Raw genomic sequence first — 14,375 nt, forward strand, 5'->3', positions numbered from 1 at the left:
CGAGTGTTCGTCACCGGCGCGACCGGCTGGATCGGCACGGCGGTGCTGAAGGAGCTGCGCGGGGCCGGCCACAGCGTCCTCGGCATGGCGCACAGCGACGCGGGCGCCGAGAAGTTGAAGGCGCAGGGCGTGGAGGTTTACCGCGGCGACCTCAGGGACCCGAAGAGCCTCGTCGAGGGCGTCCGCGCGACCGACGCGACGATCCACCTGGCGTTTCACCTGGACTTCTCAGACTTCCCAAAGATGTGCCAGATCGATCGCGACGCGATCGGCGCGATGCTCGATGCGATGGCGGGCACGAACAAGGCGTTCGTCGGCACGAGCGGCACGCTGCTGGTTTCGAAGCCTGGCAAGGTCGCGTTCGAGGCGGACGAGTCGCCGGCGAGCTCGCCGCTCGCGGTCCGGTTGCAGGCCGAACGCCTCGTGGTCGATGCTGCGAAGCGCGGAGTCCGTGGCAGCGTCATCCGGCTGGCTCCGACGGTGCACGGCGCCGGTGACAAGGGTTTCATCGCGATGCTGATCCATATCGCGCGCGAGAAGAAGGCCGCTGGTTACATCGACGATGGCAATCATCACTGGCCCGCGGTGCATCGCGACGATGCGGCGCGGTTGTACCGGCTCGCCGTCGAGAGCGCGCCGCCGGGGTCCGTGTTGCACGGCACCGCCGAGGAAGGCATCGCGATGCGCGCGATCGCGGAGACGATCGGCAAAGGCGCCGGTGTGCCGACGAAGAGCGTGCCGGCCTCGGAGGCAGGCGCGCACTTCGGATGGATGTCGATGGTCGTCGGGCTCGACAACCGGGCCTCGAGCAAGGCGACGCGTGAGCTGCTCGGCTGGAAGCCGGAGCAGCCCGGCCTGCTCGACGACATGCGCGCGCACTACTTCTGAAAGAGGCGCGCGTAAGCCTCGAGGGTCGTCATGGTCCCGGGCGGATCGCGGCAGCTCTGCTACAAGCAGCCGCCATGGTCAGCATCGACGCGCAGCCCCCGAACAGCGACTACCTGGACCGGTTGATGCGGAGGAACTCCTTCGAAGCGCTGTGGCCCCTGTTCGCGAAAGCGACCAGGCCCGCCAAGGAGATGACCGAGAGCTACTCTGCCCTCTGTCATCTTCGGCCCCTCTTGACCAAGGGCCGCCCATGTCGCGTCATTCACGTCGGGGACGGGGCCCACGCGAGGACCGGGGCCCTCTTTTCGCTGAAGAGCGAGGCGGACAACATCAGCGTCGATCCGCTGCTCAACGTAGACTTGGTGGAGGCGTGGCGCGATCGCTTCGGGGTCCGGCGCCTGGCGTGGCACAAGGCCAGCATCGACGACGTCGCGGATCAGCTCAATGCCCTGCCCCCGATGCCGGTGTTCGTGACGTTCGTCCACGCCCACGTGCACATGGACAGGGTGCTCGATCGGCTGCGCTGGGACGCGGCCTTCACCCTCGCGTGTTGCTTGCCCGGCCACCAGCTCACGCAGACGCGCGTACCGCTCGAGGAGGGCATCGATCCGAGCGTGCTGTCCACGGGGCGTCGGTACCAGGTGGTGGTGAATCCCGACGCCCCGGCGTCCTAGCCTCTCCAGAGCATTTCACCACAGAGCAGCGAGGACCGCGCGCGGGGCTACCGCAGCGGCGTGCTGCCCTGGCCGTCGGCGACAGCCGCCGCGCCGGCTCGTCCGGCTCGCGGCTGCGGCGCAGGCACCCGAGCGCCCACGACGAGGAAGATCCTTTTACTTCTTCAGCCAGGTCTGCGTCCTGCCGAGGAGGGAGATGCCCAAGAAGCCGCGCACCTTCAGCTTCTTCCCGCCCTCGATCGCCTCGAGCTTGCAGCTATAGGTCTCGCCGTTGTTCGGATCCAGGATCGTACCGTCATCGTACTCGTCGTCATCGCGGACCATGTTCTTGATGATGACGAGCCCCACGAGGGGCTTGTTCTTGTCGGCCCCCTCACAGGCGGTGCAGAGCTTCGGCTTCCCCTTCGCGTCGAGCGGCTGCTTCAGGCTCACGATCTTGCCGAAGATCTTCCCGCCCCTCTCATAAATCTCTACCACCGACTGCTCGACCCCCTGCTCATCGATCGTCCGCCACTGGCCAGTCACAGGGAGAGGATCCGCGAGCACGAGCGACGTGGCGAGGGAGCAACCCAAGGCGGCAGAAAGAGCCAAGAACCTCTTCATGTCGTCAGAACTCCTTTCAACGGTCTGCGAAGCCACGGCGTTCGGCCCTGGCGCGATGGACGCCATTTTCCCCCCGAGGGTACCGGGCGGGCTCGTGGACCGCAACGGCGCCGTGCAGCGGGGCGCCGGGACGTTTGGTGGCCAGCGCACGGTTGAGGCCAGGGGGCTGGCTCCCGCCGTGGCCAGGCTGCCCATGGCCCGCGCCTCGGCCGCGCGCGTCCGTCCTGCGCGGGTGCGCTCTCGCCGACGGAGGCGGTCATGTAAGGTTCTCTATGTCGACCAGCGAGCGGAGGGACGCTGGCCATGAGCCGCATCGTCCGCTCAGGCGCACGCGGGCCGCTTTGGCCGAGAGGACGAGCCGGTCTCCTACTCAGGAAACCGAAGCGTCTCGATCTGCGTGCCGTCCTCCCCCGTCACCATGCTGCCATCGTGGTTCCAGCTGATGCCGCCCTTGCCGGGCGGACCGAGCTCGTACTTGACGCCCTCGAGCGTGAGCTGGTCCTCGTCCAGGTAGGCGATGCCGATCGCGTCGCCGCCGCGCCCGGGGCCGCCGTAGCCGCCGTCGCCTCCTCGGCCTCCTTCCCCGCCGCCACAGGACCAGGTGCCGTCTCCCAAGGCCCCGCCCGGTGCGCCTCGACCGCCTTCGCCGCCCTCCTCGGGGAGCCCGCCGTCGCCGCCTCGCCCGGCGTCGAGCGTCTCGAGCAGGCTGTCGCGCACCGTCAGCTTGGCGTGAAGCACGGCGATGCCGATGCTCGGCCGGCCGTTTCCGCCCCCTCGGCCGCCTCGACCGCCGCAGCCCCCTGCGCCGCCCGAGCCGCCGCCGGCGCCTCCCTTGGTGGCCGCGCCGCACACGGCGAGCCCGCCGCGACGCCCGCCGCCCCCGCCGCCGCCTTGGCCTGGCATGCCGCGGCTGCCGTCGCCTGCCTTGTCGCCCTCCCATCCTGTCTCCGTGAGCCGCCCGATGCCCTCGCCAGGTGCGCCGATCACGCCCCACGAGCCGCTTTTCCCGGTGACGCCGTTGCTGCAACCACCGTCTGGCCGGTCGCCGAGTCCCCCTCGCCCATCGTGGCCGGGGTCCGGCTCGGATACCGGCTCGCCGTCCGCCCCATCTCCCGCGCCGTCGGGGAGGCCGTCGCCTCCCTTGCCACCGACGCTCGGGATTCCGCCCTCGCACGGGTTCACCACCGCGGGCCCGCCCGCGACCGTGGCTGCGGAGCACACATCCCCGCCGTAGATGCCGTGCCCCCCACCGGGTGCCCGATTGAACCCGGGCCACCCCTCGCCCTGGCCGCCCCCACCTCCGTACGATGCACGGAGCTCGCCCTGGATGAACTCCACCGCGCTGCCTGACCGAACGAGCATCCCGATGTGGGCTTTGCTCAGGATGGTCATGTGGTCGATCGTGGAGACCCCGTCCGCCGCCCCGGTGTCGCCGGCGCCCGCAGGTTCGACGATCAGCGTGATGATTGGATCATAACGGACGACGATGCCGGTTGTAACATCCTCACCAAAGCGTTCGAATGTTTGGCAATCAATGCCCCCGTAGAGGTCCACGCCGGACGGTAGGACCACGGCTCCTTCGAAGACGTCGTTGCACGCGAACACCCTTCCTCGACCGACACGTGCTAGCTCAATCGCGCGCAGGATAGAGCGGACCGGCTTGTTCTTCGTGCCTGGATTCGCATCGTCGCCGCCAAAGAAGGGCCCGGCGACGAATACGCCACAGCCGTCGGCCATCCGATCGGCCGCCAGGTGCTCGAGACAGACGGCTTCTGGCGGTGCTTCGCCCTCGCACGACGATGTGAGCGCACACGGCGGACCATCGGAATCGATGGGGCCTGGCGCGCTCTCGCAGCCAACCGTGGAGAGAGGAAGTGCTAGGAGCAGGACGATCGTACGTTTTGATATCATCGGTATTCCTCGACGGCGGCGCCGCCGTGAGCGACTCAACGGGGCGGCTCGTTTGCCGCACCGAAACGATAGAGTGGGCCCGACGGGCCGGTCCCGCCGCTGCCCGCCTCGTCGCCTGGGCGGGCGTTTCCTGCATCCCCACCTTCTCCGGATTTGCCAATGTCGATCGTCGTGCCGGGCCGGATAGCCAGATTGGGGACCACATACGCGATGCCGACGGCAGCCCCGCCGAGCCCGCCACCGGCATCACCGCCGCGGCCGCCGTTCCCTCCACGGCCGCCAGGACAGGCGCCCCACATGTTGGTGCCAGTGAAGCCGTTCCCTCCGTGTCTACCCCATCGGCCGTAGCCGCCTGGTTGGCCAGTTCCGCCGACCCCGCCCTTGCCGCCGCTGCCCGCGACGATCTTCGTAGCGTTGAGTTCCAGTTCGGAGTCCTCCAGTGCGACGATGGCGATGCTCGCGCCGCCATAGCCGCCGCCCCTGCCTCCCTCGCCGCCGCAGCCCCCGCTCCCGCCCGAGCCGCCGGCCGCACCGCTTTGGGGGCGAGCTGCCGGGCACGCCACCATGGGCCCGCGCGACTTGCTGCCGCCTCCGCCGCCCCCTCCTTGCCCGACAGCACCCCTTTTCCCGTCCTCACCACGGACACCAATCCATCCGTCGAAGGTGAGGTAGCCTTCACCTACCGCGCCGCCAGCGCGGCCACCGCTAGCGCCGTGCGCGCCGTCAGATCCAGCGGAGCAAATTTCGCTGCCCGCGCCGCGCCCCGCAGCCCCGAAGCTTTGCGGATTTTCCGCGGGCTCAGGCTGTCCCGGCGCGCCATCGCCACCGACGTCGAGTCCGCCTTCGCCGCCGTATCCGCTCGTCGATTCGGTACCGTCGTCGCAGACCGTAACAGCCGGAAGGGCGCCCACGGCGGCATCCGCTGTGCAAGCGGACGCGCCATCGTTCCCCTCCACGCCGTCCGTCGCCCGTTCCCGAGGCGCATCTTCTCCCGGCTCGCCACGCTTGCCGTTTCCCGCGACGATCTCGCTCGACACGACGTTGGCCTTGGCCCCCTGGCTCAGGATCATCGCGATCGACGACTTGTGATCCATCGCCGACGCGTCTGCCGCGATGACGCGCACACCGGAGATCGTCGACGTCGACGTCGCGTCCTTGCCCTCGATCACCCGAAGCGGTATCCCCCCCGGCGGGGCGATGGTCGTGAGCTGATTGGGCCCAACAACCGACCACTCATACGACAGCTCGCCGCCGTCGCACAGACGCCCGCCCAAGAGGTCGACACCGGAGGGCAGCGTGATCGTCTCCTTGAACGTGTCGCCGCAAGCGTACACTCGCCGGGTTGGCACCTCGCTGTTGCCTCGCCCGTGCGCGGCGAGCCCGACCGCATGCTGAAGCGTCTTGACCGGGGCGCGCTTCGTGCCGGGGTTGTCGTCGTCGCCCAGCAGCTCACTGACGAACACCCCGCACACGTCGAGCGCCGGCGCCGTCGCTGGGTGGCCATCACAGAGCGATTTGGGCGGTGATAGGCAGATGCGTTCGTCATCGCAGCTATCGCCGTAGTAGCACCCGGAGAGACCGCCAGCGCTGACCGTGGAGAGGGCCCCCAGCGTCAACAGCAGCCGCTTTTGTCGAAGACCAGGAAAGGGCATGTCCGTGCTCCCCGATTACCACACGCCGTATGCCACGAGGCTGACCTGTGCCGGCGCGACCGTCGGAATCAGCGCGAGCCGAGCTTTCGCGGGTTCAGTCCGGCGAAAAGAGAAATCCGTGAAGAACGACGCCACCGTCGCAGCGCCCACGACACCGCTTGTCACCACCATCGCCGTGCCGAGCCCGGCGAAGAGGTCGCGGTCTCGTCGGAGACGCGTCAGCTCGGAGCACGTCGCCGGCTTCAGTTGTTCCCGACACACGCCTCGCGAGACCCCCGCGGCGTCGAGCTTCTTGTTCCGCTCGTCGAGGTCCCCGTCCGCTGTGCTCGCGCGTACCATGAACACGGCGCCGAGCGATGCGGTTGCCGCGGTCAAGCCGATGCCGCCGATGCGCAGCGTCCCCGGCCAGGACGCCCACGGTCCGGGCTCCTTCGGGCGCACAGCGGGCGAAGCGCTCGCGGTCTTCGGCACGGCCGGGGCCTCCTTGGCGCTGCTCACCGCCGGGCCCGAAAGCTTCATCGAGATCTCCTGCTTATCGCCCGGCTCGCCGTTGAACGCGTGAAAGCCGTCCTCGCGCCCCGGCGCCCGGGCCCGCACCATGTGTCGCCCGGGCTCGAGGAACAGCTTGTAAGTCCGCGCGGTCCGACCGATCTTCTGGCCGTCGATGAGGATCTCGGCGTCCGGCGGGTCGACGGAGAGCACGAGCTCAACGACGTAAAACGCGGCCTTCCGCTGGCCGGTCAGGAATCGTTCTTGAAGCTGACTCGGCAGCGCCCAGTCCCGCTCAAGACTCCAGGTGAGATGCTCCGCCGCATCGCGGTACTTGCGCAGCTCGAGCTCGCAGAGGCCTAGTTCGCCGGCGATCTCGGCGGGATCGAACGCCCCGCGGTCGACGTCCGCGCGGTCGAGCTTCATGCCGGGCGGCACGTTTGCGGCGTCAAGGGCCGTCTTGTAGGCCTCGTAGGCCTGCGTCCAGTTGCCGCGATCGCGCGCTTTCCGAGCACGGCGAACAAGCTCCTTCACCGTCAACCCGTTCAACCCGTCGCTTCTCCCCGAGGCCGGAGACCGCTGCTGAGCATCGGCCGAGCTGACCAAGCCCGTTGAAGCGCCAAGCGTAAGCAAAATGGACAACAGGTGCGCACCGCGACACATGCGACGACGGTACTTACGCTGAGCACGCGACGTCAACCGGGAGAAAATGCTGGAAGCAGCGCTTTAGGAGAGAATTCACAGGAGCATGGCGGAATCGAATCATCCGTCCCGTGTGTCGGCGATCTTCCAGCCAACCCGGGTGAGATGTAGCGCCTTGTGCCACATTATCCGACCAAAGTGATCGCGACCGTGCATTTTGCTGACCCCGAGGGGGTCGCTCAGACGTGCTACCGGCGTGGGCAATCCGTCGAGCATCTCCAGCAGTTTCGAGCTCTTCCGGCGCCTCGCGAGGCGTCTCGGCGTCCCGGCACGCGACGCCGAGGACGTGGCGCAAGACGCGCTCCTGCGCGGGTTGGAAGCGGACCAGCGGATTGCGCCGGGCGGCGACGCGGCGGCGTACCGCGTCACGATCGCCATCAACCAGGCGCGCGACCATGTGCGGACCGCGCGCCGTCGCGGAGAGGTCCTGACATCGTTCGACGAGAGCGAGCTCCGAGCCGAGTGCCCGAATCCAGAGGAGCTGGTACGCGGGAGCCAGCGGCACGCGCTCACGCGCCGCCTGATCAACCGGGTCGACCCGAAGTACCGACACCTGCTGATCAAGCATGACCTCGAGGAGATCCCGCTCGCCGAGATCGCCGGCGAGCTCGGCCTCAGGAGGGAGGCGGTGAAGACGCAGCACCGGCGGGCGCTCGAGCAGCTCGCCGAGGAGAAGCGCCGCTATACGGCCGAGCAGCATGCACGGGGACGGGACGCAGAGGCGTGCGTCCCCGTGGCGCTCGGCCTCTACCGTCGCGAGTCGTGGCTGGCCACGCTGCGGCGCCTGGTCTTCAGGATCTTGGCACAGGGCGCGCTCGTCGTCCTGACGGGCGCGCTGCTCTCCGGGCTGTCGCACAGATTGGAACCCTGGCTGTTGCCCGCGGTGGCTCGCGCGCCCGGCTCCGCGCCAGCCGCGCAGGAGGTCACCGCGTCCACCCGAGAGGGCGGCGCGAGCGCCACCGCCGAGATCGGTGCGCCAGCCGCGCGCAAGGTGGAGCCGTCCGCGCAGCAAGGCGACGCCAGCGCCCTGGCCGCCGTGGATAGGCCCGCGGCGTCGGCCGAGGCTCCCCCCCGTGGCGAGGTGCCCGGGCGTGTCGTGCGCCGAAGCGCGGCGCCCAGGAGCGCCGTGCACCCCGCCGTCAGCGAGCGCGAGCGGCGCCTGATCCGCGACGCCCGCCGCGCGCTGGACGCCCACACCGCCCTCGCCGACCTCGAGGCGCGCCAGCTGCTCGAGATGCACAAGCAGGAGTTCCCGCAAGGGTGGCTCGCCTTGGAGCGCGAAGCGCTGCTCCAGCGGATTCGCTGACTCATCGGCTGTCGCTCGACAGCTAGCAGGCGGCAGCGCTGGTGATGCCTTCGGGCAGCACAAGGCCGAGATCCGTCTTGCGTCGGACACGAACGCTCACGACGAGGAGGCAACGTACAATGGAGGACATTCTAGGTGCGATGTGGCTCGCCTCACCGATCGGTCTCGCGATGATGGCCTGTGTGGCGATCGGCTTCGCTGTCACGGCGCGCGAAGCGCTAGGCCGAGAGCGCGGGCTGCGCGCGGCCGGCGAGCAGAGGTACGAGGACGAGGAGTCGGCCCTCGCCGACGCGAAGGAGGACGCCGAGCGCGAGCTGCGGCGACACCAGCGCCTGCTGGACTGCCACGTGGATGCGCTCATCGCGGCGATAACCAGCCCACGCGCGCGCCCGGTGCCGTTGCCAGGCCGCGTCCTCGAGACGTTCTGTGCCACCATCCCCGGCTGGCAACGAAAGCTGGCCGAGAGCACCGGGCTGGTTCCGAGAGACCTGGAGCGGCTGCTGAAGAGCGACCTCCCGATCACGCCCGTCCTCGCGAGGCAGCTGGAGGCCTTCACGGGCACGCCTGCTCGGTACTGGGAGTTCCTCTGGTGTCTGCATGACGACGATCGAACAGACGCGGAGGAGACGCAGCTGATCCAGCTCAGCGAGCCCGCCACCAAGCGCGAGAACTCGGCACGTGCGCCGGCCGCGCCGGCGCCGACCTCCGCACGGCCGGGTCCAGCTGCGGTTCCCGAACGCGCGGCCGATGTCCCGCCGCCTGTGGTGGCGATCCCCGATCTGGTCGCCAGGAGCCCGCGGGCCAAGCTCCCGTCGCCTCCACAGCCGCGGCTTCGGTCTCCGCTCCCGGCCCGCGCAAGCTCGGGGGCCGAGCCCGAGCGGCGTGCTGCCAGGCTGACGAGCTTCCCCGTACAGCGCGACGACGGCGGGTCCAGCACTGCTCACGGTGCCGATTGGGAGAACATGGAGGGATCGCCTCTGAACACGACTCTGCCGGGCGTAGGAAGCGTCTACGCCGAAGGAATCCAAGCCGACTGAGCCGCCTCGCTTGCCGACGGTGGCGCGTTCGAGCCACGGTGCACCACGCTTGCCTGGACACGCTTGCGCGAGGCACGAGCCAGCTGCGCGGCGACACGGCCTGCCCGCGGCCTCTGGTATGCTCGCAGCGTGCGTCCCGCTCGCTACCCCCGCTCCGCCGCCGCGATCCTCCGTTCCGCGCCGCCGCGCGACCGAGCCATGCTGCTCCGGCTCGGCGTCGACTTGGACAACCCCGCCCACGCAGAGCTGTTCGTCGAGGGCGTACGTTCTGCGGACGACGCAATCGCGGACCAGGTGCGGTGGGAGCGGGAGCGGCTGCGCTGAGGGCCGCCCGTGTCGTTGGCTCCGCGAGCGCACCGATGCCGGCTCGGCCCAGACCTCGCCCCTGGCGCGCCCTTCCGCGGGCGCTTCACCTGCGCGTCTCGCAGTAGGCCGGCGGGCCCGTCTGCAGAATGGGGAAGCGGGCGGGCGGGGGCCCGTCCTGAAGGCGGGTCGGTTCCTTGACCCATCAGAGGTCGTAAGTATACAACGGACATGTCGGACCTCGGGTTGTCGGGGTTCGGCCACGCCGCCCGTAGTGTTACCAGCGCACGCTGGCGTCAGTTCGCTTGTCCGGCGAGCTTACGTGGTCAGCATGAGAATGGCAATCAATACCCATGCTCGGCGACGACCAAAACGCGCCGCTCGGGTTTCTGACAACGAGACGGTCGTCTCGTTGACGATGGCCGTGTGCGAGGTTGTTGCTGTTGACCGTGCTGTCACACATTGGGTGATGCACCGGGCTCGTGCCGCCTAGGCCCTAAAGCTGTAACTGGGAAGTCCTGCGCCAGTCCTATCCTAATTGTCTGCTTCCCTGCTTCGTACCGCTACGCGGCGTCCGGCTTTATGACAGCTTCAGCTATGCTTGGTTCTGTCCTGTCCAGCAGCGCGGCACACCTGGACGCGGAAACCACGAGGCCAGAAGTAACTAGGACGAACAGAGCCGCCTTGGACGGCTATTGCATTAGACATCTCAAGCTAAGATCGGCTTGGGTGAGTCAAATGCATGAGGAGGGAACGCGGATGACAACCTCAGGAGTGCGCTTAACCCGAGTCTCCGCGCTCCTCATGCCGGCCAAGCTGCGCGATGCCAGGCGACCCTAGAAGAGTCTCCACCGATCTTCGCCGAGAATGCAGCGGTTCCGGGGCGCCACTTGACGCCGAAGTGAGTCCAGAGTAGATGCAGCTCGATGCCGACATTCATCAATATAAGGCACTTAGACGTGGAGGGGCTCCACGGCAACCAACGACTCACTGTCGATTTTCAGCCGGGACTCAATATCTTTCACGGAAAGAACGGTCACGGGAAGACGACAATGCTTCACATTGTCGCGAACCTACTTGAGCGAGATATTGAGCGCTTCTGTCACATTGTATTCAGGCGCTTGGTCGCTGAGATGGACAATGGTGCTAAGCTAGAGCTGCGGCAAACGCCAAGCAGCGATGGCGCGCGCGTAGAAGTACTTGTTGATGGTGCCGCCAGTGGATTCGTACGCAGAGGCGAGATAACACCACTGCCACTGAATGCACTGCTCCGAGAGCGCCTCGGCGGGCGACCGGTCTATCTTCCGGCATTCCGATCAGTACTCGAAGCAATCACTCGTACCACTTTTACCCAGGGACACGTATCTAGCGATTTTGAGAAATCCGAAACCGCCCGTATCATCGAGCTCGTCACCCAGGAGTTTCGAAGCGATCCCGAGCAGCGTAAAATTCCATATATGATGCTCAGGAGTCGTGGCGAGTCGTTGGCCCAAAAGACAATACTATGTCGTCGCTGGTTCGGGCCGTTTGTTCCGCTTGTGCGCTATCCTTCGCTGTGGGAGGTAGCAGATGAGGTGGCTCACGAAGTTCAAGATGCGTATCTCGAGCTTTCAGCCACTGACCAGAAAGCACTTTCGTCAGTCTTTGTAAACGTCCTTGGAGCTGTCCTAGGAAGCGACTCCGACGAAGATCGTGAGAGCGTGCCTCAGCTCTTGTCAAGGGTCAAGCACCACCTGGAAGCACTGGATCCCGGGAACAATGAGGTTGCTGAGATCTACTCCCAGCTCGGCTCAACGCTCAAAATGCACGGGGCGGATTCTACTCCGGAAGCAAAAGTAAGCCGGATTTTGCACGTCTACGAGAAGGCGCTAGCTGATCGCGCTGAAACGCAGAAGAAGGCTTTTGAGCGTATCCGAATATTCCAGGAATCGGTTAACCGATTCCTGGAAGAAGAGGGACGCCGCTTGGTGCTTGATGTGCGAGCTTCCTATAAAGGTCGTGGGCTGCGTAGTGGATCAAACTTGATAGAGCTTCCGGGAAAGCGTCGGGCGAACTTTAACGCGCTCTCCTCGGGTGAACGTCATGTTGTTACTCTGCTGTTCTCTGCCACGCACATGAGTTCCGCAGACGGGGTTGTTCTTATTGACGAGCCCGAACTTTCTCTTCATGTCGAGTGGCAAAGGATCATCCTTACAGAGTTGGAAAAGCAGGCATCTGGTCGTCAGATTATAGCTTGTACTCATGCGCCTGAAGTTTCCGCCGATCATCTCGAGGTGTACTTCCCGCTTGCTACGGTGGCGTGGACTCCGGACGCGTCTCAGCTTTCCGATGACATAGAGGACGATGACGGTGCGGAGGGCGCCTAGATGTCATCTTACTCGCTTTCCGGATATATTAGTGTTCTTGAAACACGGACGTCAAGTACGTTGATAGTTGAGGGAATCAATGACAAGAAAATTGTTGCTGGCCTGATTCGTCGCTTTGAGACGCTGGGGATTCTGCGTGCGAGAAAATTAGTTGTCGATACTGCGGAAATGATAAGCGGATCCACTGGGGTGTGTGGAAACCGTGCCATCGTTGAGACGGTTCATGCGCAAGCCACTCGACTAGGTATTGATCTGTTTGCCTTTGTCGATCGTGAATTTCGCGAATTTGTGTTTGGCCCCCCGGTGATTGACGCGGTTGGTGGTCACTATGTTGCAGCTCCTAATCTGATTTGGACACGCGGCCATTCGGCAGAGAACTATGCATTTCATAGGGCTACGGTTGAGGCATTCTTGAGTCGGATCGTGCCGGAGCATGTTGACAGTGAGATGAGTGACCGGGCTGTCGCAGCTGTTCCATCTATCATGCGGTGGCTGGCGGCTCTTTCTATTTCTCTCGCTCGTGGACACGTTGTGACGCGTTGCAACAAGATGCTGTCTATGGCTAGTTGGGAAGTGGATACAAGTGGTTGTCTGGCGTTGAATGTTAATGCGGTTCGGGCTCAGATGGTAGCGCGCTGCGTGTCTGGGACGGAAGCTGATGTGATTGTCAATGACGTCCAGATCTTCGAGCGCGACATGCAGCAGAACGCGACAGATGTGTCGCGGTGGGTCTCGCATGGTCATGTTGGTTCAGATGGGTTATGGAGTGGTGTTGCCAAGGTCTTGCTGGCCGTGGGGTTAAGCTCAAATGTGGCGCAAGAAATTGCAACTGCTCATCGTGACACTAAGCTGCGCATTGGGGCTGAGATTTGGGGCGATCAGGTAAAGTCGGGCGATGTGAAGATGCCTCAGAATTTCATCGATTGGCTCAAGCAGTAGAGCGTCCGAACGCGATAGCCTTCGGCTGACGAGCGTCGCGATTGCCCCGAGCCGCGAGTGGAGCTTGCCGGAACCTTGGCTTACTCGTTACTCGCTCGTTTCAGACTCGGGTCGCTCGCGACGTTCGTCAGATAGAGCCTAGTACCGTTCTTGGAAGCAAAGGTCTGAGGTCGACTATCCCGCTTGCGTCCGCGCCGGGCGTGCCGAGCAGGCGCCCGATGGTCTCGTGGGTGATGCGCGCCGCCTCGACGTCGCCCGCGGGTAGCGCCGTCCCAGCCGGCGCTACCCGCCGCGCCGGCTGCGCTCGGCGGCGAGGTCAATGACGCCTGCCGGGTCGACGCCGGGCGCTTACGGCGTAGGTCACCTCGGCGGCCGTGAGTCTTGCTACCGACGCGAGCTTGCTCGCTCTTCCGGTCCGGTGCTGAGTAGTCGGCCGATGGCCTCGTGAACGACGCGGGCCGCCTCCTCTGTTGGTGAGCTCGTACTTGCGCGGAAACTCGGTGAAGAAAATCGGTGAAGTCGGCCCATCGCGCAGCCAGCATCCGGGAGTGCTCGCGCAGGTCAAGGGTGCGCTCGCTACGCGAGCCGGCTGCGCCGCCCTTGACCTGTGCTCCGCCCTCCCGGTGCGGGACCTCGGGCGATGGGCAAGCGGGCCTCCGGCGGGGGCTCCGAACCGCGGATCGTGCTCAAATTCCGTACGCGTTCGGTGATCCACATGCTGTTTTGGAGCCTCGGCGCTGCGTAGAAACCGGCGCCGGAGGTGTGGATGGACGAGAGCAGACGCATCTGGCGCGACCGGGTGGCGCGCTGGCACAAGAGCGGGCACTCCGCCCGCGTGTTCGCGGAGCAGGAGGGGGTCAGCGCCGGCACGCTGTACTCCTGGAGCCGCCGGCTGGGCATGAAGCGGAGCGAGTACCGGCAGCGCTCGGACAAGGCGACGCTGCCTGCGTTGCTCCCTGTGGTGGTCGCCACATCGGGCGCGACGGCGCCCTCGCCGGGCGCGGCGCTGGAGATCGTCCTGCCAGACGGCGCGGTCGTGCGCGTGCCGCCGACGTTCGACGAGGACACGCTGGCGCGCGTGGTTCGTGCGCTCGGGGGCTCGCGATGATCCCGGGCCGCGTCTCGATCTACGTCGCCACCGAGCCGCTGGACCTACGGCGGTCGTTTGATGGCCTCGCCGCCGTCGTGCGCGAGGTGCTGCGGCAGGATCCGCTCTCCGGAGCGCTGTTTCTGTTCTTCAACCGGGCAGCCGACCGTTGCAAGGCTCTGTGGTGGGACCGCAGCGGGTACTGCCTGCTTTACAAACGTCTAGAGCGCGGGACCTTCCGAGCCCCGCGTGCGGTCACGCCGGGAGCCACGAGCGTCGTCATCGACGCGGCCGAGCTCGGGAAGATCCTCGAGGGCATCGCGCTTCCGCCGACGAAGCTGCGGCGAGAGGTCCGCCTCGCCGAGGCTGCACCGGCTCCAGCCCCCTGAGCTCACCTGAGCTTCGCGCACTGCCGGGC

13 protein-coding genes are annotated in these 14,375 nt (G+C 66.2%); 9 read left to right on the forward strand and 4 right to left on the reverse strand.

What is annotated here, in order from left to right; genetic code table 11:
• Nucleotides 1-3 precede the first annotated feature (3 nt).
• Nucleotides 4-888: an SDR family oxidoreductase gene (locus WMF26_RS41065; RefSeq protein WP_437997188.1), complete on the forward strand. Its 885-nt coding sequence runs from the start codon at nucleotides 4-6 to the stop codon at nucleotides 886-888.
• A 74-nt stretch (nucleotides 889-962) separates the two neighbouring features.
• Nucleotides 963-1,562 (forward strand): hypothetical protein, encoded by a 600-nt coding sequence (locus WMF26_RS41070; protein ID WP_437997189.1) that lies wholly within the window; start codon nucleotides 963-965, stop codon nucleotides 1,560-1,562.
• Nucleotides 1,563-1,718: 156 nt separating this feature from the next.
• Here WMF26_RS41070 and WMF26_RS41075 read toward each other — a convergent pair whose 3' ends face one another.
• From WMF26_RS41075 to WMF26_RS41090, 4 genes are all read right to left on the reverse strand, one after another.
• Nucleotides 1,719-2,165: a DUF2147 domain-containing protein gene (locus tag WMF26_RS41075; RefSeq protein ID WP_437997190.1), complete on the reverse strand. Its 447-nt coding sequence runs from the start codon at nucleotides 2,163-2,165 to the stop codon at nucleotides 1,719-1,721.
• Nucleotides 2,166-2,531: 366 nt separating this feature from the next.
• Entirely contained in the window at nucleotides 2,532-4,076 is a 1,545-nt protein-coding gene (locus tag WMF26_RS41080; RefSeq protein ID WP_437997191.1) for a hypothetical protein, read from the reverse strand.
• A 35-nt stretch (nucleotides 4,077-4,111) separates the two neighbouring features.
• Nucleotides 4,112-5,728, reverse strand: coding sequence for a hypothetical protein (locus WMF26_RS41085; protein ID WP_437997192.1), 1,617 nt, complete (start codon nucleotides 5,726-5,728; stop codon nucleotides 4,112-4,114).
• Between the two features lie 15 nt (nucleotides 5,729-5,743).
• A complete protein-coding gene (locus WMF26_RS41090) occupies nucleotides 5,744-6,766 on the reverse strand; it encodes a PEGA domain-containing protein (RefSeq protein ID WP_437997193.1) in 1,023 nt (340 codons plus the stop codon).
• Nucleotides 6,767-7,115: 349 nt separating this feature from the next.
• On the opposite strand from WMF26_RS41090, the gene WMF26_RS41095 reads away from it, so the two are divergent.
• The 7 genes from WMF26_RS41095 to tnpB all read left to right on the forward strand — a co-directional run bounded on the left by WMF26_RS41095 (nucleotide 7,116) and on the right by tnpB (nucleotide 14,346).
• A complete protein-coding gene (locus WMF26_RS41095) occupies nucleotides 7,116-8,225 on the forward strand; it encodes a sigma-70 family RNA polymerase sigma factor (protein WP_437997194.1) in 1,110 nt (369 codons plus the stop codon).
• Nucleotides 8,226-8,344: 119 nt separating this feature from the next.
• Nucleotides 8,345-9,262 carry a helix-turn-helix transcriptional regulator gene (locus WMF26_RS41100; protein ID WP_437997195.1) on the forward strand — a complete coding sequence of 306 codons (918 nt, stop codon included), beginning with the start codon at nucleotides 8,345-8,347 and terminating at the stop codon, nucleotides 9,260-9,262.
• A gap of 129 nt (nucleotides 9,263-9,391) precedes the next feature.
• Nucleotides 9,392-9,586, forward strand: coding sequence for a hypothetical protein (locus WMF26_RS41105; protein WP_437997196.1), 195 nt, complete (start codon nucleotides 9,392-9,394; stop codon nucleotides 9,584-9,586).
• Between the two features lie 905 nt (nucleotides 9,587-10,491).
• Nucleotides 10,492-11,931, forward strand: a complete 1,440-nt coding sequence (locus tag WMF26_RS41110; protein WP_437997197.1) for an AAA family ATPase — start codon at nucleotides 10,492-10,494, stop codon at nucleotides 11,929-11,931.
• A complete protein-coding gene (locus WMF26_RS41115; RefSeq protein WP_437997198.1) occupies nucleotides 11,932-12,870 on the forward strand; it encodes a hypothetical protein in 939 nt (312 codons plus the stop codon). It begins immediately after the preceding gene.
• A gap of 766 nt (nucleotides 12,871-13,636) precedes the next feature.
• The gene (tnpA, locus tag WMF26_RS41120) at nucleotides 13,637-13,978 is read left to right on the forward strand and encodes an IS66 family insertion sequence element accessory protein TnpA (protein ID WP_437997199.1); all 342 of its coding nucleotides are present in this window, start codon (nucleotides 13,637-13,639) and stop codon (nucleotides 13,976-13,978) included.
• Entirely contained in the window at nucleotides 13,975-14,346 is a 372-nt protein-coding gene (gene tnpB / locus WMF26_RS41125; protein ID WP_437997200.1) for an IS66 family insertion sequence element accessory protein TnpB, read from the forward strand. Before tnpA ends, tnpB begins: the two co-directional genes overlap by 4 nt.
• Nucleotides 14,347-14,375: the final 29 nt, after the last annotated feature.

It is taken from the genome of Sorangium sp. So ce185 (genome assembly GCF_051526825.1).
In the GTDB taxonomy this organism is placed as follows: domain Bacteria; phylum Myxococcota_A; class Polyangia; order Polyangiales; family Polyangiaceae; genus Sorangium; species Sorangium cellulosum_D.